This is a genomic window from uncultured Shewanella sp. (assembly GCF_947501225.1).
In the GTDB taxonomy this organism is placed as follows: Bacteria; Pseudomonadota; Gammaproteobacteria; order Enterobacterales; family Shewanellaceae; genus Shewanella.
In genome coordinates, this window is sequence record NZ_CANMUW010000007.1 from 79388 (window position 1) to 105256 (window position 25869).

General features: G+C 45.7%; 22 protein-coding genes and 4 tRNA genes. 13 read left to right on the top strand and 13 right to left on the bottom strand.

The features are described 5' to 3' along the window. The first annotated feature begins 51 nt into the window (after positions 1-51). The 6 genes from proC (at position 52) to hemW (ending at position 4372) form a co-directional block, all read left to right on the top strand. Entirely contained in the window at positions 52-870 is an 819-nt protein-coding gene (proC, locus tag Q1B47_RS12145) for a pyrroline-5-carboxylate reductase (protein WP_299793834.1), read from the top strand. 44 nt (positions 871-914) lie between these two features. After that, entirely contained in the window at positions 915-1463 is a 549-nt protein-coding gene (locus tag Q1B47_RS12150; RefSeq protein WP_299793837.1) for a YggT family protein, read from the top strand. Continuing rightward, positions 1463-1750, top strand: a complete 288-nt coding sequence (gene yggU, locus Q1B47_RS12155) for a DUF167 family protein YggU (RefSeq protein WP_299793840.1) — start codon at positions 1463-1465, stop codon at positions 1748-1750. Before Q1B47_RS12150 ends, yggU begins: the two co-directional genes overlap by 1 nt. A gap of 105 nt (positions 1751-1855) precedes the next feature. Beyond that, positions 1856-2290 carry a DUF4426 domain-containing protein gene (locus tag Q1B47_RS12160; RefSeq protein WP_299793843.1) on the top strand — a complete coding sequence of 145 codons (435 nt, stop codon included), beginning with the start codon at positions 1856-1858 and terminating at the stop codon, positions 2288-2290. Between the two features lie 201 nt (positions 2291-2491). Beyond that, positions 2492-3094 carry an RdgB/HAM1 family non-canonical purine NTP pyrophosphatase gene (gene rdgB / locus Q1B47_RS12165; RefSeq protein WP_299793846.1) on the top strand — a complete coding sequence of 201 codons (603 nt, stop codon included), beginning with the start codon at positions 2492-2494 and terminating at the stop codon, positions 3092-3094. Positions 3095-3235: 141 nt separating this feature from the next. After that, on the top strand, positions 3236-4372 hold the full coding sequence (hemW, locus tag Q1B47_RS12170; RefSeq protein WP_299793849.1) for a radical SAM family heme chaperone HemW: 1137 nt from the start codon (positions 3236-3238) through the stop codon (positions 4370-4372). Between the two features lie 725 nt (positions 4373-5097). On the opposite strand, the gene Q1B47_RS12175 is transcribed toward hemW, so the two are convergent. From Q1B47_RS12175 to trmB, 5 genes are all read right to left on the bottom strand, one after another. Next, entirely contained in the window at positions 5098-6039 is a 942-nt protein-coding gene (locus tag Q1B47_RS12175) for a LysR family transcriptional regulator (protein ID WP_299793852.1), read from the bottom strand. A gap of 482 nt (positions 6040-6521) precedes the next feature. Beyond that, entirely contained in the window at positions 6522-7355 is an 834-nt protein-coding gene (locus Q1B47_RS12180; protein WP_299793855.1) for a YggN family protein, read from the bottom strand. A gap of 228 nt (positions 7356-7583) precedes the next feature. Continuing rightward, on the bottom strand, positions 7584-8498 hold the full coding sequence (glsB, locus tag Q1B47_RS12185) for a glutaminase B (protein WP_299793858.1): 915 nt from the start codon (positions 8496-8498) through the stop codon (positions 7584-7586). Further along, on the bottom strand, positions 8498-8821 hold the full coding sequence (locus Q1B47_RS12190; RefSeq protein WP_299793861.1) for a YggL family protein: 324 nt from the start codon (positions 8819-8821) through the stop codon (positions 8498-8500). Before Q1B47_RS12190 ends, glsB begins: the two co-directional genes overlap by 1 nt. 75 nt (positions 8822-8896) lie before the next feature. After that, positions 8897-9613, bottom strand: coding sequence for a tRNA (guanosine(46)-N7)-methyltransferase TrmB (trmB, locus tag Q1B47_RS12195; protein ID WP_299793864.1), 717 nt, complete (start codon positions 9611-9613; stop codon positions 8897-8899). Positions 9614-9846: 233 nt separating this feature from the next. Here trmB and mutY point away from each other — a divergent pair, with 233 nt between their 5' ends. Together mutY and Q1B47_RS12205 are read left to right on the top strand one after the other, a co-directional pair. Further along, positions 9847-10944: an A/G-specific adenine glycosylase gene (gene mutY, locus Q1B47_RS12200; RefSeq protein WP_299794156.1), complete on the top strand. Its 1098-nt coding sequence runs from the start codon at positions 9847-9849 to the stop codon at positions 10942-10944. A 2-nt stretch (positions 10945-10946) separates the two neighbouring features. Further along, positions 10947-11225: an oxidative damage protection protein gene (locus tag Q1B47_RS12205; protein WP_299793867.1), complete on the top strand. Its 279-nt coding sequence runs from the start codon at positions 10947-10949 to the stop codon at positions 11223-11225. 309 nt (positions 11226-11534) lie between these two features. On the opposite strand, the gene Q1B47_RS12210 is transcribed toward Q1B47_RS12205, so the two are convergent. Next, entirely contained in the window at positions 11535-12110 is a 576-nt protein-coding gene (locus tag Q1B47_RS12210) for a YceI family protein (protein ID WP_299793870.1), read from the bottom strand. 71 nt (positions 12111-12181) lie between these two features. Further along, entirely contained in the window at positions 12182-12733 is a 552-nt protein-coding gene (locus Q1B47_RS12215; RefSeq protein ID WP_299793873.1) for a cytochrome b, read from the bottom strand. Between the two features lie 401 nt (positions 12734-13134). Between Q1B47_RS12215 and Q1B47_RS12220 the strand changes: the two genes are divergently transcribed. The 4 genes from Q1B47_RS12220 (at position 13135) to Q1B47_RS12235 (ending at position 14194) form a co-directional block, all read left to right on the top strand. Next, positions 13135-13210: transfer RNA gene (locus tag Q1B47_RS12220), tRNA-Phe, on the top strand. A 7-nt stretch (positions 13211-13217) separates the two neighbouring features. Continuing rightward, positions 13218-13293, top strand: a tRNA-Thr gene (locus tag Q1B47_RS12225). A 742-nt stretch (positions 13294-14035) separates the two neighbouring features. Next, positions 14036-14111, top strand: a tRNA-Phe gene (locus Q1B47_RS12230). 7 nt (positions 14112-14118) lie between these two features. After that, positions 14119-14194 (top strand) — tRNA-Thr (locus Q1B47_RS12235). Positions 14195-14846: 652 nt separating this feature from the next. Here Q1B47_RS12235 and nagP read toward each other — a convergent pair. The 5 genes from nagP to Q1B47_RS12260 form a co-directional block, all read right to left on the bottom strand. Continuing rightward, positions 14847-16145, bottom strand: a complete 1299-nt coding sequence (nagP, locus tag Q1B47_RS12240) for an N-acetylglucosamine MFS transporter NagP (protein WP_299794159.1) — start codon at positions 16143-16145, stop codon at positions 14847-14849. 248 nt (positions 16146-16393) lie between these two features. After that, positions 16394-17530, bottom strand: a complete 1137-nt coding sequence (gene nagX, locus Q1B47_RS12245; RefSeq protein WP_299793876.1) for a transmembrane glucosamine N-acetyltransferase NagX — start codon at positions 17528-17530, stop codon at positions 16394-16396. 100 nt (positions 17531-17630) lie between these two features. After that, complete coding sequence (nagA, locus tag Q1B47_RS12250) at positions 17631-18758, bottom strand: N-acetylglucosamine-6-phosphate deacetylase (RefSeq protein ID WP_299793879.1); 1128 nt, start codon at positions 18756-18758, stop codon at positions 17631-17633. 27 nt (positions 18759-18785) lie between these two features. After that, positions 18786-19682 (bottom strand): N-acetylglucosamine kinase, encoded by an 897-nt coding sequence (nagK, locus tag Q1B47_RS12255; RefSeq protein WP_299793883.1) that lies wholly within the window; start codon positions 19680-19682, stop codon positions 18786-18788. A gap of 221 nt (positions 19683-19903) precedes the next feature. Continuing rightward, complete coding sequence (locus Q1B47_RS12260; RefSeq protein WP_299793886.1) at positions 19904-22489, bottom strand: family 20 glycosylhydrolase; 2586 nt, start codon at positions 22487-22489, stop codon at positions 19904-19906. A 919-nt stretch (positions 22490-23408) separates the two neighbouring features. Between Q1B47_RS12260 and Q1B47_RS12265 the strand changes: the two genes are divergently transcribed. Continuing rightward, positions 23409-24128: a SapC family protein gene (locus tag Q1B47_RS12265; protein ID WP_299793889.1), complete on the top strand. Its 720-nt coding sequence runs from the start codon at positions 23409-23411 to the stop codon at positions 24126-24128. Between the two features lie 76 nt (positions 24129-24204). On the opposite strand, the gene Q1B47_RS12270 is transcribed toward Q1B47_RS12265, so the two are convergent. After that, positions 24205-25731 carry a tryptophan halogenase family protein gene (locus Q1B47_RS12270; protein ID WP_299793892.1) on the bottom strand — a complete coding sequence of 509 codons (1527 nt, stop codon included), beginning with the start codon at positions 25729-25731 and terminating at the stop codon, positions 24205-24207. Positions 25732-25869: the final 138 nt, after the last annotated feature.

Consider the following 25869-nt stretch of genomic DNA (forward strand, 5'->3'; position numbering starts at 1 on the left):
TGTTACCGCCCAAATATTAAATAAACAGAAACAGATAATAAGAGATGCCACATGATTGAGAAGAAGCTATGTTTTATCGGGGCTGGAAACATGACCCGCAGCATTACCAGCGGGCTGGTTAAAAGCGGCTACACTCCGTCACTCATTCACGCAACTAACCCCAGCGTAGAAAAATTAAATGCTCTACAGCACGACCTCAATATCCGGGTATCACACGATAACCTTGCTGCGGCCAAAGAGGCAGATGTCATAGTATTGAGTGTTAAGCCTCACTTCATGCAAGCCGTTTGTGAGGAACTCGGCGCTCTCGACCTGTCAGAAAAGCTCATCATCACCATCGCCGCCGGCATCACGGCAAACCGATACAGCGACTATTTCGGCCAACAAATTAAACTGATCCGCACCATGCCCAATACACCGACTCAGATTGGTGTGGGCATGACGGGGTTATATGCCGGGGATGAGATCTCACAAGAACAAAAAGACTTCTGTGAACATCTCATGCTAAGTGGCGGCAAAGTTGTCTGGGTAGAGAAGGAGGAGGAGCTGAACCAGGTTATCGCTCTGGCGGGCAGCTCTCCAGCCTATTTCTTCCTGTTTATGGAAGCTATGATCGCTAAGGCGACCGAATCCGGTATGGATGAGCTCAAAGCCCGAGCCTTAGTTCAGCAAGCGGCGCTGGGAGCCGCGGAGATGGTGATTCAAAACCCGGAGCTTTCTGCCGCACAGCTCAGAGAAAATGTGACCTCTAAAGGAGGAACTACGGCTAAGGCGATTGCCGCCTTTGAATCTGGTAATATCAGGGAACTGGTCAGCCAAGCCATGGATGACTGTGTCGCTCGCGCTCAAGAGATGGCTGAGCAATATTAATTTCAACTGAACTAACTTTTAACAATATAGAATAGAGCACGCTCATGAATGCATTAAGTTTTTTAGTCAGCACCGTTTTTGACCTATACCTGATGGTTGTAATTCTCCGAATCTGGCTCCAACTCGCTAAGGCCGATTTTTACAACCCATTTAGTCAGTTTATCGTAAAAGCCACACATCCGATTGTCGCCCCCTTACGCCGTATTCTCCCCTCCATAGGTGGATTTGACACAGCTTCATTTTTACTCGCCCTTTTGGTTGTCGTTGCAAAATTTGTGATCCTCAGCCTTATAGCGGGTGCAGCCATCAATATCCCGACAATTTTATTAGTTGCCGTAGTCTCAGTCTTTAAAGAAGCCGGAGTACTGCTCTTCTGGATGCTGATCATTCGAGCTGTATTGAGCTGGATAAGCCAGGGACATAACCCTATCGAGATGGTTATGGGACAGTTAACCGAGCCCTTCCTGTCTCCGATACGTCGCATTATTCCTCCTATGGGCGGCCTTGATCTGTCATTGCTTGTTTTGATGATCATCCTTAACTTCGTCAATATCTTATTAGCGCAATATGTACCTTTCTGGGCAAACGTTTAATGCCTCCTGTCTCTAAGCAGCAGGAGGACCTGCTGCTTAACCTCTATATTCAGCCCAAAGCCAGCCGGGATCAGATTGTAGGAGTCCATGGAGAGGAAGTTAAAATTGCAATCACGGCTCCTCCGGTCGATGGCAAGGCGAACGCTCACCTGATCAAATATCTGTCGAAAGCCTTTAAGGTGCCTAAAGGTGATATTGTGATCCTCAAAGGTGCATTAGGCAGACATAAGCAGGTTAGGATACTTTCACCCAGGCTTATCCCTGAAGCGATTGATAGGCTGCTATAGAGGAAGGTTAATTTTTTGTAACGCAATGAAAGGTTAACTTAATCGTGTAAACATCTATACTTTAGTCATCCACGATAGATAGAACGGATAACACAGGAGTCAGTCATGTTCAGAGCTATTTTATCAGCACTCATTCTCACACTCGCTTTCATAGGCAGTGTTTCTGCAGAGCAGAAGCAGAAAGTAGGTAACTACGATATTCACTATGTCGCATTAGGCAGCACATTTCTCACTCCCAGTATCGCCAAGTCATACGGCATCAAACGCAGTAGTTATACAGGGATCATCAATATCTCTGTGCTCGACACCAGTCAGGAGGGCAACCCTCCTGTTGCAGTTGAGATTTCGGGCATTGCCAATAACCTACTCGATGCTAGAATCAACTTAAAATTCAGAGAGATCCGTGAAGGCGATGCAATCTACTATGTCGCCGAGGTCCCGTACCGTGATGATCAGGAGATCAACTTTCAAATCGCAATCAAGCACCAAAAAAAGCTCAATACACAGCTGACGTTCAAACAGAAGTTCTATGTAGATTAATTCAGATATCCGGCCAGCTCAGCCACTTTCAATTCCGGCATTTGCTATTGTCAGTAACCTCCTTCGGGAGGGTACTGCTTCTATCTGAACTTCTTTAGACCTACTGTTTCGTCGATTTCCCGCTATCATCACTACCGTTTCCGGCCCGGCTTAGTTATTATTGCGCCCAACTATTGAACCCAAAGTGTTTTAAGGTATCTCATGGATAAGTTCGTTCTCGCCAGTGGTAACAAAGGTAAGCTTAAAGAGTTTGCAGAAATCTTTTCACAATACGATGTAGAGGTACTTCCTCAAAGCCAGTTTAATGTCGAAGAGGTACCGGAAACTGGCACAACCTTCGTCGAGAATGCCATTATCAAGGCACGTCATGCCGCCGAAGTTACCGGGCTTGCGGCGATTGCCGATGATTCAGGACTCGAGGTTGATCTACTGGACGGGCAACCGGGAATATACTCTGCCCGATATGCTGGAGAGAAAGCCAGCTCAACCGATAACTATGAAAAACTACTTGAAGCCCTGAAAGGGAGCAAAGAAGCAAGAACGGCAAGATTTCAGTGCATCCTTGTCTATATGCGCCATGCTAAAGATCCGACTCCAATCATCTGCCAGGCTTCCTGGGAAGGAGAGATAGGTTTCCAGGCCAAAGGCGAAAACGGTCACGGCTACGATCCTATCTTCATTCCTTCTGAACATGAGTGCACGGCTGCTGAGTTATCCAGTGAAGAGAAAAACCGTCTCAGCCATCGCGGAAAGGCGATGTCACAGCTGCTAGATGCAATGCAAAAGCAAGGCATACTCATTTAATCACCGCTCTGACGGTACTAAGGCTTGATATCGTTAGGGGGGATGACTTTGAGCACCTCCCTAATTGGCTTCAAAGGCTCCAAAGTGTTCTATGAGCTTTCGAAGCATGAATATATTGATACAACAGCAAGGCACACAGATATGTTAACACTACCACCACTTAGTCTATATGTTCACATTCCCTGGTGTGTGCAGAAGTGTCCTTATTGCGACTTTAACTCCCATGGTCAACATGGCGAGTTGCCTCAACAAGCGTATATCGATGCACTGATCAACGATCTGAAAAACGACGTTCAATATGTTCAGGGACGAAAGTTACACTCAATTTTCATCGGTGGCGGCACACCTTCGCTGTTTGATGCAGCTCAAATAGAGAGGTTGTTGACTCAGATATCACGACTTATTCCCTTCAGCGAACAGATAGAGATAAGTATGGAGGCCAATCCCGGCACATTAGAGCATGATGACTTTAAAGCCTATCATCAGGCCGGCGTGACTCGATTATCAATTGGTGTACAGAGTTTCTCCAGTGACAAGTTAAATCTGCTGGGACGAATACATGATAAAGATGAGGCCAGGATCGCCGCTCAAAAAGCTTCTGAGGTCGGCTACGACAGCTTTAACCTGGATCTTATGCACGGACTTCCCAACCAGAGTTTTGATGAGGCAATGGCCGATATTGAGACAGCAGCCTCACTTAAGCCACCACATCTATCCTGGTATCAGTTGACCATAGAGCAAAATACCCTGTTTCACTCGAAGCCACCTCAACTGCCCGATGATGAATCACTATGGAAGATCTATGAGCAAGGTCAGAAAAAACTGGCAGCCTTAGGCTATGAGCAGTATGAGATCTCCGCCTATGCCAAACCCGGTTACCGGTGCCGACACAACATCAACTATTGGCAGTTTGGTGATTACCTGGGCATTGGATGTGGTGCTCATGGAAAAGTGACACTTCCGGCGTCAGATACCATCATCCGGACAGTCAAAATTAAACATCCAAAAGGCTACCTGGTAGCTGATGATTATACCTTCGATCTGACTCAGATCCCTGAAGATGAGAGAGCGCTCGAGTACCTGATGAATCGTTTTCGTCTCATATCGCCAATCCCAAAGTGCGAATTTGAGCAGAGAACCGGACTATCACGTACTGTTCTGGAAGAGGGAATTGCTAAGGCAAAAGCAAAATCCTTACTGACAGAGAGCGAAGAGTATTGGGAGTTAACTCCCAAAGGACAGATGTTTGTTAACGAGCTGCTGTCGCAGTTCTGCTAACGCTCCTCTATTTTAGCTCCATCAGAACACCTGCTAACACTTAGCTCAAGACTTTAACGCGCAGCTTCATCAAGATTAGCCTGTTGTTAAAAAAAACAAAGCCAGTTGGAAACTCCAACTGGCTAAATAGATGGTCAATATGGCTCGATAATTAGTTACAGATTAACAAGTATCAAACCAAACCGACTCTTCAAATTTTCTATCTCAATCTGTTCAGCACTTTCTTTAATTGCTAGTAAATAACACAAGGTATTGCTTCAGAAAGAAAAATACCCCGGTAAAAACCGGGGTAAAACCAAAACTAGGATGATGGTTTCAAGGCTGGCACTGTTTTAGTTCTTAAACCTCCGCCAGCATCGATTCGGGGGTGCGTTAATCGCCAGTCTGCATAAATAGCTCAAGAGGGGTCATTCTTAAAAGATTTATGGGGGTCAGACCTTCCCAAATCAACTAGTTGCAATTGTATTCTTTTAAGAACAAAGCGCAATAGCAACACCGCTCACACATTAGTACCCCCTTAATAAGGGTGTAATATATTACTAATATAGATCCATTGTAATTGCATGTTTTAAAACAAAAAAAACCTCACCCCTTCATAGGGTGAGGCTCATCATCCTCTACAGCAAACAATGTTTCCTAAAAATGCTGTTAACTTATTCAGTTTATGTATAACCCACTACACATTCAATACCTTACATTTAGCAGCTTTCAGTCAGAAAAGAGGGCTACTTCCGCTTGGCATAGAGCTCGGCATAAGGTTCATCCCAGTATGGCGGAGAGCCGATATGGCCTTTAATAAAGTCAATGAAGGCACTGACTTTGGGGGCCAAATGCTTTCTTCTTGGATACACCGCCTGCAAGGGCAGATGATGAGTTAACTGCCAATCTTGCAGTAAGGGAACTAAGGTTCCTTTCGCCACTTCATCTTCAAGCAGGTAACTTGCCAGGTAGACCACGCCAAGGCCACTGACTGCGGCAGACTTTAGTGCGGGAGCATTATCGACTCTGAAGTTACCGGATACGCCGATCTCACAATAATCATCGCCCTTTTTAAACTGCCAAACACTATGCTCATGCCACTCCCCCTGATAAACCAGACAGTTATGGTCGACCAGTTGTTCCGGGCGATCCGGTTGTCCATGCAACTTAATATATTCAGGAGATGCAGCGAGTAAAAACTGGCACTTCATCAAAGGTCTGGCAACCATACCTAAGGGAAGCTGCTCAGACATGGTGAGCAGTAGATCTAACCCTTCACTGACAACATCGACCTTATGATCCAGCAAGCTAACCTGCAACTCCAGCTCAGGATGCGTCGTCATAAACTCAGGCAATGCCGGAATAATATGCATGGTACCGAAAGATTGAGAGATCCCGACCTTTAATACCCCACGAGTCGCATCATTAAGATTATGAACACTGGCAATAGCCTGATCGGCATCTCGAAGTAACTCTTCACCTTGGGTATACAATAATTGTCCGGCTTCGGTTAAGCTCAAGCTTCGCGTTGTACGCTGGATCAGCTGAACCCCTAATTTATGTTCAAGATCGGCAACTTGAGTGCTCACCTTGGACTTAGAGATCCCCAATTTCCTTGCTGCGGAACTAAAGCTGCCGGCACGGGCAACATGAGTAAAAATTGCGATAGGTTCCAATAGTTCTAACATGTAAATCGCCTTAAGGTGTTTACGACACTAACAATACTTACATTAAGTAAGGGAAACCGAATTAAAAAAAACAAACAACATTCTTTTAAAACAGCCACTTATTTTATAAAAGTACACTAGAGTAGAGTCAGACGTCTGACCGAGTCCACTAGCAAAAAGGTCAGTTTTCTTATTTTTTTGTCAGTATACCAAAGATTTGTGCTTTGATTCTAATACCTATTTTTTTTGTCTTAATTTTGGCATCAGAAAATGCTAGGTGCTATGGGTGAGCTCTTACCAATCTGTATCAGTAAAGTTTAACCTGGGTATAATATTTCGATTATGCAGCCAGATAGGCTCAATGTAAAAGTATCTGTTATTTGAGCGTCGGGTATTCGGCTAAAACGAAAAAAACCCGTAATCGAAACTACGGGCCTGTTGCAATAAATGGTGGGAAGCAACAAATACCAACCGGTATAAAAGTCCAGGTCTAAACTAAAAACCTACTCCAACAACTCCTTAGCCGAGGCGTCAATCAAACGGTATTCACTCAGCTGGGGAACTTCAGCCCTTAAGTTTTGCTCCAAGGCTATCAAGTACTGAAAATCATCACACATCTTTTCTGCTCGCTTTTCGAGATCTTTGGCCTGGGCTTCGATCTGCACCTCTATCTCTTCGCCGACATTTTCCATCTTTCTGGAGAATGACTCCATTTTCTGCTCGAAGGAATCACCATCCCCTGACAGGATTTCACTACCTAAATTGACCATCATGGTGCCTACAGAGCTTCTTATTAGCTCTTCCATCTCTTTTTCGAACTCTTTATCGAAGGTATCTTCGAGTGATGACTGAGTCGAACCAAGATAAAACTTATCTCCATGCTGATAAGCAACCTGTTCTACGCGCTCTTCAAACCCATCCATCATCTCATCCAGTTTTGCACCCGCCGCATCCCCTAGAAGCGGGGTTAATGCCATACTCGCCGCCGATGATGCGATACCAACGGCATCATGCACTAATGTGATCACCTCAGGGAGCTGCCTTGCGACCTCTTGTGAGTACTGAGTCAATAACCTCTGCTGCTTACCATCCAGAGAAACCCGCTTTCCATCGACATACAGTTTATCAAGTTCGATTCGATACAGCTCTGAGTCACCATCACTTACCGTCATTAACTGAGGCTCAACGGCGACATCATAATTTAGTGCAACCTCACATTGCTCATTATGACTCTGATACGAATTTGACGAATGCTCTTCATGAGCCGATACAAAAGTCACCGCACTCCCCACGAAAAGAGCTGCCGAGATCCCTATAGAAGTTGCTAATTTTCTCATCGAAACTTTCCTTAAACTTAGTATTCCTGAAGCATTTTGATCTGTGAGGACAACACAGCGCGCCAGATCAAAACCCGATATATCCAGTAACAAAGCACATATCATGCCAAAAACGCAACCAACTGATTACAAAGAATTTACAAGCAGAGTAAAAAGATATACCGGGAGATATTAGTAAATAACACCAGATTTTGGCCGATTTACTAATATTCACAAGATGGGGGAAAACTAGAAAATTGAGCGTCCTAAGCGCTGACACAGCTCTTCGAGTGCTGCGGTTCCGGCAAGTGAATTACCATTTGAGTCCAACTCGGGAGACCAGACACATACCGACATGTCTCCCGGGATCACGGCAATGATCCCACCACCAACGCCACTTTTACCTGGCATGCCGACCCGATAGGCGAACTCCCCGGCGCCGTCATAAAGACCGGAAGTAGCAAGCAGTGCGTTCATCTGACGGGTTTGTACAGCAGAAATCAACTGATGACCATTCAGACTCTGGCCTCGGTTAGCCAGATACAGCATAGATTTGGATAGATCGGCACAACTCATGCGGATAGCACAATAGTGAAAATAGCTTCTCAATACAGTATCGACATCGTTATTGAAATTGCCGAATGATTTCATCAGATAAGCTATTGCGGCGTTTCTTGCGCTATGCTCATATTCGGACTTAGCCACAATCTTATCTGAAATAAGCCGCTGATTATCACTGAGATGCCGGATACTCTCGAGCATTCTATGCTTAGGGGCTCCAAGTCTGGACTGCAGCAGGTCTGCAATGACTAAAGCACCGGCATTAATGAACGGATTTCTGGGTAACCCACGCTCTAGCTCTACCTGAACTAAAGAGTTAAACGATTGCCCCGACGGTTCTTTACCAACCCGCGACCAGATCTCATCCTCTTCATATAGAGTTAAAGCCATTGTCAGGCTAAAAACCTTTGAGATACTCTGAATCGAAAAGGGCTCGAGGTAATCTCCAGCCCCTATAGTTGTACCGTCTAGTGTTGTGACGGCTATTCCGATCTTATTCGGGTCTACACACGCAAGTGCCGGAATATAGTCGGCAACTTTTCCCTGTCCAAGCAGAGGCCGAACCTTATCGACCACCTGCTCTAACAAAGCTTGCTCTGGCATTAACTCCACCAGATATCATATAGCTCACTTACAACGACATCAGATACCTGCTGTCCTTTCCAGAAGTCGATAACGGCTGCGCGATCATCTTCGGTGCACTTGCCAATGACCTGAGTAGCAATGATCCCTTCCCACTCCTTATGACCTCCACCATGGAAGCCAAGCTGGCGCGGTTCAATCACTTCATCAATAAATTGATCGACGACTGAATCGATCTGCTCTTCCGAAACTGACTCATCGAATGTCCAGTTGATATCGAAACCAAACTCCTGGAACTCATCTACGCGCAATTTTTTACGCAAGCGACGACTACGTGTTGCCATTGTCATTCCCACCTTAATTAATGTGACGTTATAGTACTAACAAATATTCGGATAAATTGAGTCTGCGAAAACAGATCAATCGACACGCTCAAACATTATGTCCCAAACACCGTGCCCCAGTCTGTGACCCCGGGCCTCAAACTTAGTCAGCGGTCTATGCTCTGGACGTGCAACAACATCCCCGGTAGGCGACTGGTTCTTATAACCTTCGGCAGAGCCCATGACTTCCAGCATATGCTCGCTATAATTTTCCCAATCTGTTGCAAGATGAAAGACACCACCGATTTTCAGGGTGCGACGGATCAGCTGAGCGAACTCAGGTTGGACAATACGACGTTTATGATGACGCTTCTTATGCCATGGGTCCGGGAAGAAAAGCTGCACTCTGGCAAGTGAACCCGGTACTATGCTGTTTTCCAGGACTTCTATAGCATCATGGTGGAAGACGCGTAAGTTAGTCACTCCAGCTTCGCCGGCAACACTCAGGCAAGCCCCCACACCTGGTTTATGCACCTCGATACCAATAAAATTAAGCTCAGGAGAAGCTTTCGCCATCTCGACCAAAGAGGCCCCCATGCCAAAGCCAATCTCCAGCACTGTATCAGCATCTCTGCCAAAAATTTCAGCTAAGTCCAATGGTTCCGGAGAGTAATCAAGCCCCATCGCAGGCCAATGTTGCTCCATTGCGGTAGCCTGGCCTTTAGTTAGTCGGCCCTCTCTTAATACAAAGCTTCTCACTTTGCGAAGATACTTACCCTCTTCATTAAACTCCGCAGTTGTCACGTCGCTCATTCTCGCCCTCGATCTTGGCATGGTTAATAGAAAACTAGGGCATTATCCAAAGATCAACAATCAGTGCAAGCCCAATATACTTAATCGCTTCGTAATTAAGTGATCAAAGTATATCAAGTTTCACAAACAGTGCGAACGCCGGTGACTATTTGCCACTCCTCAAGCCAAACAGAGCTTGTCTCCTGGGGGCATGATAGATAGACTGCCCGTCATATGATCCTTCCATGATTTTGATGACCCTATATATGCCCGTGAACGACTCAAAGCCCTGCAATAAAGCCTCATTCTCAACGCGCATCATAGATTGGTATGACAAATTCGGCCGTAAGCACCTGCCATGGCAGATAGACAAGACCCCCTATAAGGTTTGGATATCGGAAATTATGCTGCAACAAACTCAGGTTAATACGGTTATCCCCTACTACCTTAAGTTTATGGAGCGATTTCCGGACATTCTGTCACTTGCCGATGCTCATCAGGATGAAGTACTGCATCACTGGACCGGGCTGGGTTATTATGCCCGAGCGCGAAACCTACATAAGTCGGCTCAAGTGATACGCGATGAATACGCCGGCATGTTTCCAACAGATTTTGAACAGGTGGTGGCACTTCCCGGCATTGGACGCTCGACGGCCGGCGCTATATTGTCTCTCTCATTAGGACAACAACACGCAATTCTCGATGGCAATGTCAAACGCGTATTAGCCCGCCACGGAGCTATCGAAGGCTGGCCTGGAAAGAAAGCGGTCGAAAACCAGCTCTGGGAGTTGACCGACAGATTGACTCCCAAAGCCGAAATAGAAAAATATAATCAGGCAATGATGGATATCGGGGCCTCTATCTGCGCCCGCTCCCGCCCTGCTTGCTCACAATGCCCGGTAGCAATTGACTGCCGAGCTCAACTAAGCGGGCGACAAAGCGAATACCCGGGTAAGAAACCCAGAAAAATCATCCCGGAAAAGAACGCATTCATGTTGGTCCTGACTAAAGGTGAAGACGCTAAGTTAGAGAAACGACCTCCGGCAGGTATTTGGGGCGGCTTATGGTGCTTCCCCGAATTTTCGAGCCGTAATGCTCTGGAGACTTATCTGGTCGAAAATAATTTAGATTCTCATAAAAGTGAGGAGTTACCGGGCTTCAGACATACTTTCAGCCACTTTCATCTGGATATCACCCCGATTTATATTCGTATCGCGCCCCCGGGCGATAACCAGATCATGGAAGATAAGCCGTCACTCTGGTATAACTTACACAATCCCCCTAAAGTTGGTTTAGCGGCAGCCACCGAGCGAATTCTGGCCAGCTTAGGTTCTGTATTAATTAAGGAGTAATCATGGCTCGCACAGTAAACTGCGTCTATCTGAAAAAAGAATCTGAAGGCCTAGGATTTCAACTTTATCCTGGTGAGCTGGGTAAGCGCATTTTCGATAACGTCAGCAAAGAAGCTTGGGCTCTTTGGCAATCGAAACAGACCATGTTGATCAATGAAAAGAAGCTCAACATGATGAATGTTGATGACAGAAAGTTTCTTGAAGAGCAGATGATTAGCTTCCTCTTTGAAGGTAAAGAGGTTGAGATCGAAGGCTATGTGCCTCAAAAAGATGATGAGTAACTGATACCGCTCATACTGACACTAGGTCTCGACTCACAGTCAATTTCTAACCATGACCTTCAGGGTCTTAAGCATTCCATACGCTTTAAAGACATTTCCTATATCCGTATGGGTCAGTGAAGGAGATGTCATCAAGATGTCTGGAATATCTTTGACCCATGGGACATTTACATAAGTGTTTAAGGCACAAAGTAAATTTCTATCCATCCATGGGAAATTTACATAAGTGTTCCAGACACAAAAAAGCGCCGTTAGGCGCTTTTTTATTGGGATGAACCGGAGAGATGAGTAGAGGCAAGGTATGAAAGTTTATTTCCTGATCCCTTCAACCACCAGATCTAAGCTGACATGCGAGGAAGCCGGACCTAGGTCCATCTTGATACCATAATCTTTCATTGCGAACTCAGTAGTTCCGGTAAAACCGACACGATATCCCCCCCATGGGTCCTGCCCCTCTCCTATAGTATTGGCTTTAATTGCGATAGGCTTGGTCACTCCATTGAGGGTGAAATCACCATTGAGTATGAAGGCACCATCTCCCTCATCAACTACCGAAGTAGAAACAAATGTCGCTTGTGGAAATTTACCTGTATTTAAAAAGTCAGGGCTACGAAGGTGTTTGTCACGCTCTGCATGATTTGAATCTACACTGCTGGTATTGATAGTCACATTAACCTTAGCATCTGAAACCTTATCGGCATCAAAACTAAAGTCTCCCTTAAAGTCATTGAAACGGCCTGCAACAAAGCTATAACCTAAATGGCTAACCTTAAACTGAATTGAAGCATGAGCGCCTTCTGTGTCTATCACATAATCTGCAGCTGCCGCCGAGCCGCTCAGTAACAAAGAGGCCGTTAATGCTGTCGCTAATAAACTTTTTTTCATCATTTCTATCCTTCAATTAATATATTAAGTTATCTGTATTTAATTCCGGGTAAAGCCAAAACATTGAGCCTTTAGCCCCTCCTTACTTTCACCATTCTGACCAGGGTTGAATCTCTGTCGATGAAATGGTGCTTTAATGCCCCAAGAGCATGTATCGCAGCCAAGCCCAACAAACTATAGGCGGCGTACTGATGCACCAAGCCAGCAATATCTGCCTGCTCATCGATAAATGATCCAAATCCGGGAACTTCAAACCATTCAAAGACCCAAATTCCCCGACCATCTGCCGTCGAAATAAGGTAACCACTAAACATGATGACGAGTAACAGGAGGTAAATGGCTGAGTGTGCCAGCTTGCCCGCCCTCTTCTCCCAGGCTTTATGACCCGGTTCTCCGGCGGGTTTTGGATTTAGCTGACGCCAAATTAACCTGAATAGCGTAAGCATAAGCAGCAACACGCCGAAGCTCTTATGTAGATGAGGTGCAGTCTTATACCAGTCACTGTAATAGGTCAGCTCGACCATCCAGAAGCCCACCGCAAAAAGCCCTATAACCGCCAATGCAGAGACCCAATGGATTAATATTGTGATGACTCCATAGGAGTGTGTTGTGTTGCGAACCATAACTAACCTCATCGATAGACTGTTCGCCTCATAATACTTTCTATTTTTAAAACTAAAATATCGAAAAATAGGCCTATAGATTCTATTTTTTCGAACGTATATACCAAGTTCCGTTTTGGACTGGATTTTTAATCGCTTTGATTGACGAAGGGTTGCGATTTAAGTTGGGTAAAAGTCAGACATTAAGATGCGGTTTTGAGGGGCTTCCAGACCTAAGTTGGTATTTAAATGAGCACTCCCCTCAGGTTTGAACAGTAACTAACCGAACGGTGAGTAAATTACAAAAAAGCACTTGCAGGAAAAAACCACCCGCTATAATATACGCGCACTCCAGACGGGACGGGTCATAAACGACTTGGTAAAGCCCCGGTTAGAGTAGATGACTAACACTCAGTTTAGTTGCCCGAATAGCTCAGTCGGTAGAGCAGAGGATTGAAAATCCTCGTGTCCCTGGTTCGATTCCGGGTTCGGGCACCAATATTTAGCCGGCATAGCTCAGTTGGTAGAGCAACTGACTTGTAATCAGTAGGTCCCGAGTTCGACTCTTGGTGCCGGCACCATACAATAAAAAGCCTCGACATTGTTCGGGGCTTTTTTATGCCTGAAATTTAAAGTTCAAGTAATCAGATATTCCAGAATAACTATCAGTAGGTCTCCACCCACAAGAGCTTCAACTCTTTGTACCGGCACCACTTCTTACTCTTGTAAATAAAGAGTGAAGAGCAAATAAGCCACTCTTTTGAGTGTTTTTTTTGTATCTGAAACTTTCTTATTGAAGATAAAAACGGCATAGCGTGATTGGTAGAGCAACTGACTTACTCATTCTAAGAGCAGCAGTAGGTCTCCCCCACAAGAGCTTCGACTCCTGGTGCCGGTACCATATTCTTACTATTGCAATAAAGAGTGAAGAACAAAGCAGCCACTCTTTTGAACGTTTTTTGTACCTGAAACTTTCCTATCTCAGATCATGCATATCGCAGCAGACTAAGTCACTCCAAGAAGGCCCTCTTTCAACTATAGAGAGTAGAGAGTAGAGAGTAGAGAGTAGACACTAAAGTCGGCTCAAGGCTCTTCAGGTATATGTCTCAACACCATTCCGAGGCCACTTTTGCACCAGCTTTAGTTCGTAATTAACACAAAGAACCCATGATCGTTCAGATTTTGATTAGTTGAACATCTTTGATGAAAAACTACTTGCGCCCTCCTGAGCATCGCTATATTATACGCGCACTCCAAACGAGACAGGTCATAAACAACCTGATATCCCTCGGTTAGAGTAGATGACTAACGCTCAGTTTAGTTGCCCGAATAGCTCAGTCGGTAGAGCAGAGGATTGAAAATCCTCGTGTCCCTGGTTCGATTCCGGGTTCGGGCACCAATATTTAGCCGGCATAGCTCAGTTGGTAGAGCAACTGACTTGTAATCAGTAGGTCCCGAGTTCGACTCTTGGTGCCGGCACCATATACAGAACAGCCACTCTTTGAGTGGCTTTTTTGTATCTGAAATTCATCGTTTTAGATTTAAAGTTTGAAATAATAAACTTGTTCATCAGTAGGTTACCTTCACAAGAGCTTCGACTCTTGGTGCCGGCACCACTTCTTACTCTTGTAAATAAAGAGTGAAGAGCGAATAAGCCACTCTTTTGGGTGGCTTTTTTGTATCTGATACTTTCTTATTGAAGATAAAAGCGGCATAGCTCAGTTGGTAGAGCAACTGACTTACTCATTCTAAGAGCAGCAGTAGGTCTCCCCCACAAGAGCTTCGACTCTTGGTACCAGCACCATAAAGAGCGATGAAGCATTCTCTTTCTTCCCCCTTCTAGCCGACATCGCTCAGTAGGTAGCGCTACTGCTCACTCATTCTAAGCACGGTACTAGGCCCCTCTTTTATAAAAAGCAATGATTAAAAATGAGGAGTCAGTTTATATTCTGCTCTCATAGCTCCCTCGGTCCAATGCTCCCCCCCGGTTAGCCATTTTATAATTGCCTGACCGAAAAGCTTCAATAAAAAAGGAGCCATTAAGGCTCCTTCAAAAATCCGTATTTACACTAACAGCTTACTCAATAGTTATGCTAATAACGAGTGCAGGTAACTAATCAACAAAAGTTATTAACTACCAGCTCTTCATCTTATAACCCTTGACGGCATAAAACAGGATAAACAGGTAACAGGGTAACATCACCACATAGCCCCCCTGCTGCCCCAGGGATGAGACAGAACTTGTCAGCCCCCAGAACAGAGGACCGAACGCGCCACCAGCTATCCCCATAACCAACAGGGCTGAGCCTGTGCTGGTTAACTTACCCAGGCCAGACAGCGCCAATGGCCAAACAGCGGGCCAGACAATCGCGTTAGCTAAACCGAGAAAGGCGATCATCAGCAAGGTGTCTGGCAGCTGCGCACCACCAAATGGGACTAACAGAGTATTTGCTATTGCATAGGATTCGTTATCACCAAATACAATACCTAAGGTTAGTAAGACTCCCAATATTGCAGAGATCATCAGGGCTTTTGGTTGAGAGATAAAACGGGGAATAGTCAAAATACCTAAACTATAACCTAGCACCATACAGATCATGGTATATGAGGTCATCACACCATAACTCTCAACACCCAGAGATAGCGCAAAGGTACCTATGGTATCACCGGCGATCACCTCAACCGCAACATAGAAAAACAGTGCCGCGACACCAAATGCCAGGTTAGGGTGCGACAGGGCTTCTTTAATATGGCCTTTACTGTTGGCGCTGTCATCGTCATCTTCATTAGCCAGCTCAGGCAGAGGCGACTTCTTAACGACCAATGCCAGTAAGCCGATAAACAGTGCCATTCCCATATATGGGAGCACCAGAGAGTTAGCCATCTCATCTATCTGGATCTGAGTCAGCTCAGTACCGACTCTATCTTTAAAGCTATCGAGAATAAGAGCCGTAAATACCATGGGAGCTATAACTCCGGCCCCCTTATTTAAGATCCCCATCACGCTGACTCGAGCAGCCGCCGACTCCTCGGGGCCGATGCGTACCACATAGGGGTTCACAGCGGTCTGAAGCAGAGTCTGGCCCGCTCCCATCACCAACTGCGCAAAAAGAAATAGTGCAAATACCTGTGTCTTCGCGGCGGGAATGAACAGTAGCCCAGCGATCATCATGATCCCCATACCCATTGCCATGCCATTTTTGTAACCCACTTTTCGAATCACCCATGCAGAAGGCAGCGCGGTGAAGGTCACGGCTATATAGAAGGAGAATAAAATCAATGAGGCTTGCAGTGGGGTTAACTGGAGGATCTGTTTAAGATAGGGCATCAATGAGCCGTTGAGCCAGGTTGCAAACCCAAGTACAAAAAAGAGCACTGCGACTATCGTCATCGGGATAACGCTGCTGCGCTTCTTATCACTATTTAATGTCATTTCCATAAGCCTGCTTCTTATAATATTTAATTGTGGAGTAGGGTAAGGTTGATCTCTTACTCATATAAACCTGTGGCAAAACACTTTTAATAGCGGGCCGACCAAGGTTCATTTAAACAGCTTTGTTTCACCGATGTTAAAACAGAAACAAAAAAAAGACAACGCTGTCATTTTAATCTTTTAGCAGTGAGGTACCGAAACCCTCATTTTTAAACACTAAATCAGTAACAAACTCTAAAGCTATTGACTTAAACCTTGATGAAAATATCTCGCTTATACATCCAAAAAAGTAACAACCACTGTACAAACAGCACTGAAATGACAAGCAAAAGTTGCTGTGCCGATGCAGGGGTGGCCTCGATGACGCCACCGAAAAGGCCTTGTGCGGTAAACTTCCAGTTGATAAGACTGGAAGCCAGATAGATTATGATGGCATTGCAGCCAATAACGACAAAAGGAAAAGCAAGCTTCTGCCACTTGAGCAGATCGACTACAGCATAAAAAATGCTGAGCAGAATCAGGCTCCAGCCTATGGTGACTAAGGTAAATGAGCTGGTCCAGAGGTCTTTATTTACCGGCACGACATAATCAAGCGCCCACCCCAGCCCCAGCACAAGAGCGCCAGTCAGTAACATATAAGCCACCTTAGTCCACTCACCTTTAGGATGAGGTTTAACAATGAAATGCCCGACAAACACACCGGCCAGTGCATTGGTAACGGCGGGGATAGTTGACAGGATACCTTCGGGATCGAATGGTCGGTTACGGTATGTTACCCCGGGGAGAAGATGAGTATCGATAAAGCCGTTAACTGAACCTTGAGCGGTAAAATTTCCGGCCCCATATCCCGGAACGGGGAAAAATAACTGCAACAGTGCATAGCCAACCAAGAGCCCGATGGTAACTATGATCTGTGTTCGTAAGCTGGTATGCCATACCAAGATTGCAGCAAAAAACCAGGCAAAAGCGATTCGACCCAGTACACTGGCATACCTGACCTCACCGGGGACAACCGGAGCACCGGAGCCCCACCCATGATTATAGAGAACGCCCAAAAAAATAAGCAACAGCAAACGCTTAACGGCATGTTTATATACGGGTATTCTCTGGGCGACAGGTAAGCTATCTAATCGTTTTGGTGAGAGACCCAAAGCCACTCCGGACAAAAAGATAAAGAGTGGAAATATCAGGTCGTAAAAGGTAAATCCGTGCCACTGACTATGGTGCATCTGGGCGTCAAACCATTGCCAACCTTGCCAGCCGGTCAAGAGCAATAAGCCGGCAAAGAGTGCTTCACCACCCAGAATCCAAAACATGTCGAACCCTCTGAGCGCATCGAGGGACATTAATCTGGGTTTGGATACCTTAGCTCGGGCAACGTCCATTACTACTCCCCTACTCTTATTATTTTGGTTTTGATAACAAAAAGCCCTCGACTGCATCTCTACCGGAGGGCTCAACTAATTGAACATAGAGATACTGACACTAAAACACACGTTCGCCACCGATATAGGTTCTTTCAACCCGGATGTCTTGATTAAGCAAAACCAGATCGGCTCTGCTACCTGTAGACAACTGGCCTTGTCGCTTATCAAGGTTAAGAAACTGAGCGGGATAGAGAGAGCCCATTCTTATGGCTTCGCCTAAGTCGACTCCAAGCATATTAACGGTATTACGCACGGCTCCAGCCATGTCGAGTACACAACCGGCAAGCTCACCGGTAAGCGCATTTAACCTGTCACCCTGGCGTATGACCTGAGTGCCAAAGAGCTCAAAACTCGCTTCACTGTCCAAGCCTACCGGAGGCATGGCATCGGTAACTAACATCACTTTGCCTCTGGGTTTTGCGTAGATAGCCACCTTAGCTGCAGCCGAATGAACATGATGTCCGTCGACAATCAGCCCACACCAGGCATCACGGCTCTCTATAGCGGCCCCCACCATCCCCGGCTCCCGAGAACCAAATGGAGACATGGCATTAAACAGGTGAGTAAACCCGGTAGCACCGGCATCGAGGGCCGCGGCAACCGTATCGTAATCGGCATTTGAATGGCCAAGACAGACTTTTACATCCGCGGCGACGAGCGCCTTAATCACCTCTACTGAGACATTTTCAGGTGCCAGAGTCACAAGCTTAATGCCTAAGTCATCCCGGCTGAAGATCTCCAGTTCGGCGTCAGATATACGGCGAATATGAGACTGGGGGTGTACCCCCTTCTTGGGTACTGAGAGATGAGGCCCTTCGAAATGTACACCTAATACCCCACCGCAGCCTTTTGTCAATGAAGCTGCAACGGCGTCGGCCGCTCTTCGCATCACATCGATATCATCGGTGATAAGCGTAGGCAGAAAAGCTGTTGTACCGAACCTGGCATGCGCGGAGCCTATCGTCTCGATACACTCGACCGAGGTATCAGCATTTAATAGTGCCCCGCCACCGCCATTAACCTGAACATCGATGAATCCCGGTGCCAAGGTTCCATCCAATTTAACTTCCCTGGCACCGGAAACAGTATCAAATGCCAGAATATGCCCATCTTCAATTGTGATAGGGTATTCACTATGAAAGGTCTCGCCATCGAATACTTGTTTAGCAATAAAGGTCTGCTTCATCTCATCTAGGTCCTGCGTCTGCTTAAATCATCTGCTCTGATGCTGCTGGCGGGCATAGTATGCCGCCCCTAGCTCTGGCGGTGCCAGTGTGGGCGAGAGCCTGGCAAGCACGTCATTACCTAACCATGGAGTCAAAGGCTCAGCAAGACCTCCAATCATCGAAAAACGCGGAGGTTCCATTTCAAAGAGCTTACGTGCCAGCTCACTGATATAGCTTGCCCCCTCGGTGACAATATCGAGCGCGACCTCATCACCGGCATGGGCGCACTCAAGTACGATACGGGCAAGCTTTGCATAAGTCCCGGAAGACTGCCCTGCCAACTGTTCTACCACTCCCATGGCATCTTTAGCATCAAAGTAACGCATGAGTCGTTCGGTTAATATCGTCTCTTGAGCGAAACCATCCAGGCTAAGTAAGACACGCTCAGCTGCCTGTAAGCCTAACCAGGCGCCGCTCCCTTTATCGCCTAGCGCAAAGCCATGTCCACCAAGGCATAGCTGTTGTCCATTGACATTGGCATAACCACACGAGCCCGTACCGGTAATGATAACAGCACCATCGCCCCCCTTATGGGCTCCAATACATGCAGTGTGCAGATCTGTCGTCACATACATCTCGGCAAACGGGTGCCGCCAGTTAAGGATATCTTTATGGAGTCTGGGCACATTTACCCCGGCAAGCCCGAGGCCCGCGACCAAAACTTTATTGTCACTCGAGTTCATTCCGGCATCTATCAATGCCAGTTCGGTAGAGGCCTGAATAGACTCAAATGTTTGAGATAGACCATGAAGTGGATTGGCACGCCCCGCGACCCCGGTACCTATAACGGTATCTTCACCGGAATAGATCGTTGCCCGGCATTTACTGCCACCACCATCAATACCAATATACAAGGGCTTCCCCTTAGCCTGGTTCGCACTCATACAGACCTCATTCACCGTTTTCATCCAAAACCTTGAAGACAATTGCTCAGTTCCGCCACCGATTAAGTTAAACTCATGTTACAACAAAAATGACAGCGTTGTCATTTAATTTTTCAACCCAATGACAGCTATAACCAATCAGGCTTGCAGGCTCTACAGTATCTGTGGTTCAGCATGGCACCGAGTGTTATTTTACCGGCGCCACGACTGTTACAACTTTGTTACCTCACCAGCAGGGGGCGGCCTCTTCGATTACCGTCGGCTGCGACGGCTCTCACTTCAACCGCCCCTTCGACGGTGACAGGAGAGCTGTATATTTGCCACTGTCCACCATCGATCCGGTATTCGATAGCGAGCCCGGGATAGATTAAATTAGTAAAAAGTTTCCCCTCATCTATCCGTGCACCGACGGTAGGAATGCGATACTCGATGCCCGCCCTATCCAGCTTTGATAGCTCTTTATGACCGAGAGTATTTGCGATTAGGGACCATTGTTTCAATTGGCGGGCACGCATCTCTTGAGTAAAGAAACCGGAGTCTTGATTATAGACAGCTCCCTCATAACGATATGGCACCTCCCAGTCGGCCCTGTGCCAAGCCTTCTCGGCTAAAATAAGCAACCTTGGGAAAGTCATGTACTCTACAACGGCATCACTTCTTAAGGTCTCAGACCAGAGCTGCCCCTGAATACCGGTGAACCCCATCCCCTTCTTGATTGGCCCACTGACGCGAACCCCATTCTCATCCAGTTGCACAGTATCATCCGCTTCGAAAGCCTGTCCCTGAATATCCGTCCATTGCTCCGCATTTGCAGGCAGATTGTCAGGCATAAAACCATACAGCTTTCGCTCATTGGTATTTCGGCTGGCCCAATAGTAACCATGCTCCTTTGGATCCGCTTCGTATGGGAAATCAAAATAGAGCATCTCCGGCATACCTAAGATGGCATCCCATCCCAGATTGACCTGCTCGTGTGCGCGCTTATAGCCACCATGAGAGATCACATCCCAAACGTTACTCTGAGACTGTGCCGGCATATTTTCATGACGGGTATGACTCATGCCATCACTCCAGCCGGCAGGCTTTATGCCTCTGCTGCTCAGGATATTTGAAACCCGCTCTATAAAATATGCACCTAACTCATCACCCGACTCAATTCCCCGGTTATTATCGGCAAGAAATGCCTTACAAATAGGAGACTCCAGCCAGGCACCGGCGGTCTCATCGGCACCTATATGGTAGATTGATAGTGGTTGGCCCGCTTCGGCATGCAGCTTGGCTATCTCGTCGATAACCTTAGAAACAAAATGGAACGTGGACTCCATGCACACGTTCAACGTATTGTCGTCATAATATTGAACCGATGAGTAAACCGTCTTGTCATCGAAATCGGCTAACAGATACTCCTTCGCAGCATGCTCATTGCCCAGCGCCATATATTTATTATAGCGGGCGTCCATAGACTTAATCGCCGCTCTGGAGTGTCCCGGCATATCCATAGATGGAATGACCTGGATCTGTCTCGCAGAGGCATATTTTAAGATCTCGATGTAATCGGCCTTTGAGTAGTAACCGTTAACTGAGCTCTCGGCCGAGGGACCACTGCCAAGCTGCGGTAACAGGCAGCTTGATTCGGTCAAATCATGACAACGTTTACTGCCGACATCGGTTAACTCAGGCAGGCCATCTATCTCTAAGCGCCACCCCTCGTCGTCTGCCATATGCAGATGTAGCTTATTTAATTTATATGCCGCCATCTGATCCAGCAGATCTAAGATCAACTGCTTACTATGGAAGTTTCTGGACACATCGATATGCATGCCACGAAACCCATATCTGGGCTCATCGACAATGCTCATGGTATTCACAGATAGGTATTTGGTGTCTATCAGGCTGGTTAAAGAAGCAATTGCATAAGAGAAGCCGGCATCATCCCCGGCAGAGATCTCGATGCTGTCTTCTTCGATATTTAACCGATAGCTACCACTTATCTGTTCACCTGCTAACTTTTCAAAGCTAACCTCAATACCTTTTTCATTATGCACAACACCGATTCGCGCCAGCCGATCCAGTGCAGCTGTAATTGAAGCGGCATCGATAGAGTTCAGGTTAAACTTGATACCTTGAGCGAAAGAAACAGGTCTATCGGTCGATGTTACTTCAACACTTAACGGAGTAGGTATAATTGTGTTCACAGCAGATTCTGGCTGTGTAGCTACCCCTTGGTTTGCCAGAAACAGAACCTCAGGGGTTGCCCACTGCACTTTATCTGTATCACTGCGCCTATATTGTGTATCGGCATCGGTAAACGCGGCATTATATGGCCTAAGCTCCATACCGGTTTCGGCATCCTTGGTAACTTGAGTACTTTTAATTACCACCGGGGTCAACTCGCCGGATACCAGGTAATAATTTGGCATAGCATCCGTTTCTGATAGCTGCCAAAGTTCACCACGAAAGTCTATGGTCTTAGTGAAGCCTTTCTTAAGTCCTTTGAAAGAGTCTGTTGGCTCAATTTTATGAAGATCACCCTTAACTCTGGTAATGGTAAACTCTTCACCACTCACCGACTTAACGGGTCTCATCTGGCTGAAATATATTGCCCAGTCTTTACTCTCGATATCTATAGCCGATGTGAGGTCAATTTGCGCACTGAAACAGCGTCCATCGACACCGGAAGTCGGACATCCATCCGGATAGTTAGAAATTAAGCGATATTTGATATCTAAGGTATCACCGAGTTGGTTGAGTGTAAGCTGAGTTAGACTCTTGTCCTTCAACGCCTCGGCCTCTAATGGTTCAGCCATATTCTGACTGCATCCACTCGTGGTCAGAACCAAAGTTATTACAGCCGCAATAAGTTTAAATTTCATCATCATCCTCATAATGTCAATATTCTCTCATTCTCAATAACAGAATGGGCTAACTTATAGTCCGCGACCTTTCCCCTTGAAAAACTGGCTCCGTCAAACAATACAAAACGCTTACGACATGGAGACCTAACCTGAGGTCGTGGCTTAATTATTTAAATCTTTTTCACTTTCACCTGATACCAAAACATATGCGCCACTTTATGCTTAGCCGGGTTAGCAGAGTTGAGCATATAGTGAGATCTGTTGCCTGCGTTATGGAGTACTCATGAACAGATTCTTTGAGAAAGTGTCATCGCCGATAAAAAGGAAGAGTCGCCAAATTATCGCAATTAAGGGCCGTAATTAAGAAAATCACCTTCCAGGCACCTTCATGACCCCGAAGAAAAAAAGCCAGGTGTATGATCTCGTTGAGAGTGTAACACCTGGCCAATCTAGTTTCTGGGGAGAGACTAAAAATACAAACACAGATGTACCAAGCTTAACGCCATAATTCATCTGCCAAAAACATGAATCAGGAGACCTCTTCCTTCTCATGCAGACCTTACAGACAAGTTATCACACAAGCAGATGACAACGCTGTCATTTATTAATGTACACAAAGCCACACAGAATATCTACATTTTTCTTACATTCAATTGGTTATCCGGCGACAGAAATGAATGGCTTTACACCTAAGTATTTATAAGGAGCTTCAAATGGGTGTCACTTAGCCACAACAATATGACAACGCTGTCAAACATTGGTAACATCATTTGAGAATAAGGCTTCCCAAGTCACCACTGCTTAACTTGGCATGGGATAAATACAACAACGATAAGCTATCTAAAATAGTAAACGAAGGTTAACAACTCTTATGACGAAGATAACCCCACTCAATAACGCAGAACATTCAGGTATATCAATCATTGAATCTAATGATTTTTCTCGATTTTCAAATGAACATCTGATACCTGTACTCGCTCAAGATTTTTTACCGTTAGCGACTGAGTTCCCTATCGTCTTTGTAAAAAATACCGAAACGGGTCGATTCACGCCAGTCGCTATGATGGGGCTCAAGATTGGAGTTAACCTGTACTGTCAAGACAGCTCTTGGCACTCTAATGTAACGCCGTTAGGGTTCAGTAACGCCCCTTTATCTCTGATGAAAACCTCTGAACAGAGTGACGAAGTAATGGTATGTATTGACCTGAACAGTCATTTGGTTGTCAAAGAGGGCGGACACAGGTTATTTATCGATAGTAAGGAGCAGAGTGAATACCTTAAAAAACGTACCCAAGCCCTGCTCGATATAGACTCATTTAATCAGCAAACCGCAAATATCTGTCAGTTCCTCTCGTCCCTGAAGCTACTGGAACCGAAGCAACTTAGTTTAAAACTCTTGAATAACAAAACCGTCATGAACATCGACGGTATCTATGTGATAGATAAAGAACGGCTAAATGATTTAAGCGACGAAGACTTTTTGTCATTAAAAAATAGAGGAATTTTGCCTCTTATTTATGCACACCAACTTTCACTTCAACAGTTCTCGCGTCTTATCAAAAAGCAAAATCAATACGATCTAAGCCACTAGTCAAACTGCTTTCGCAGTTGGAGCTTTGGGATCCACTGCGAAAGCAAGACGTTACTTAATGCAGGCGCTGCAGTATCTACACCTCTTGTAAACCATAGCGATTAATCTTATCTAATAGCTCTCTATGATTTGGAAGTTCATTGACTAACAGCTCAGCGACCCGAGCAACCTTATCGCTATGTATTCTGGTATTGCTCTTATCAATTGCCTGAGCTGGGAATACCTGTGTTGGGAAATTCATACCGTATAAAACATATAGGTAGTTCTCCATATCAAACACCTCGAATTTACTGAAAAAGTCCTCCCGATTAGGGATAAAGTTATTCCAGAGAGATAAACGCTTGATCAGTTCATCAGACATGGTATCCGGGCCCCGATTATCTATCCAAAACTGCGAGTCGGAGCGATCAGATAAACAGTAATGCAGCTTTATAAAATCAACAACCCGCTCCCAGGCATAACCCACCACCATGTTAAATTGCTGCCTAATTTCATCAAATTCCGATGTGGAATTGGGGAACCTGTTTGCCAGGAGTTGAGCTGAAAAGTCAGTCAGTAGAATGGATGTTGCCTCCAACGGCTCCAAAAAGCCTTGAGCTAACCCAAGTGCTACACAGTTTTTCTCCCAAGAATGTTCTCTATACCCCACCTTCATAGGTATCATTCTATAGTTATGCTCAGATAACTTACCACCCAGATAGCGGTCCAGCTTACTAATAGCAATCTCATCATCCATATACTTACTTGAATAGACGAATCCCACTCCTCTACGGTTACTCAGCGCAATATCCCAGATCCAGCCAGACTGGTGCGCCGTTGCAATAGTGAAAGGCGGAATATCACTATTTGGCTCTGTTGGCACTTGAACAGTTATCGCTTTATCGACGAATAACTGCCCCGCTTTATCTACAAAGGGAACCTTAAGTGCTCGATCAATCAACAAGGAGGCAAAACCACTACAGTCAATGTAAAAGTCGAATTCGAGTGTCCCGGCGCTGTCAGTCACCAGAGACTTTATCTCTCCCTCTTCACCCAGAATCACATCTTGCACATTTGCAGTTATATGTTGAACATTAAAGCGCTCTCGCGCATTCTCACTTAACAACTTGGCAAACTTAGCGGCATTAAGGTGGTAGGCATAACCTAAATGCCCCTTATATTCAGCATCACTAATTGTTTTGGGGCCTTTGTAAGCCTCACAAACGGCATGTTGTGGTGAAATGACCTCCGCATAAGCCCTGCCCTTTTCAGCTAACCACGATTGAGTTAGCTCCGTACCTAAGGAACTTGGCATATCAAACAGGTGATGATAAAAGTTAAGTTGACCATGTACCTCCTTATCAAGCCAGTTAGCAAACTTTATCGACTGTTTAAACGTCACATCACAACGTCTTATAAACTCTGTTTCACTAATACCGAAGCTTTGCAAAGACTGCCTTATTGCAGGGACAGTTCCCTCCCCCACACCGATAGTTGGAATGTCGGGTGATTCGATTAAGGTTACCGATAACAGCTCATTATTTAATGCCGCTTTACCCAAGTGATTAGCTGCTAACCAGCCAGCAGTTCCGCCGCCAACAATTACAACTTTCTTAATATCCATAGGGCTCCTCAATAAAAATGACCAGAGAACTCTGACTATTAGAACACTAACCTAACAGGCTAATTAGCCTTGTTTCTCCGCCTCAGTAGTACAGTGATTAATAAGAATGCTCTTTAATAAAAAGCCCAGCATGAGCTG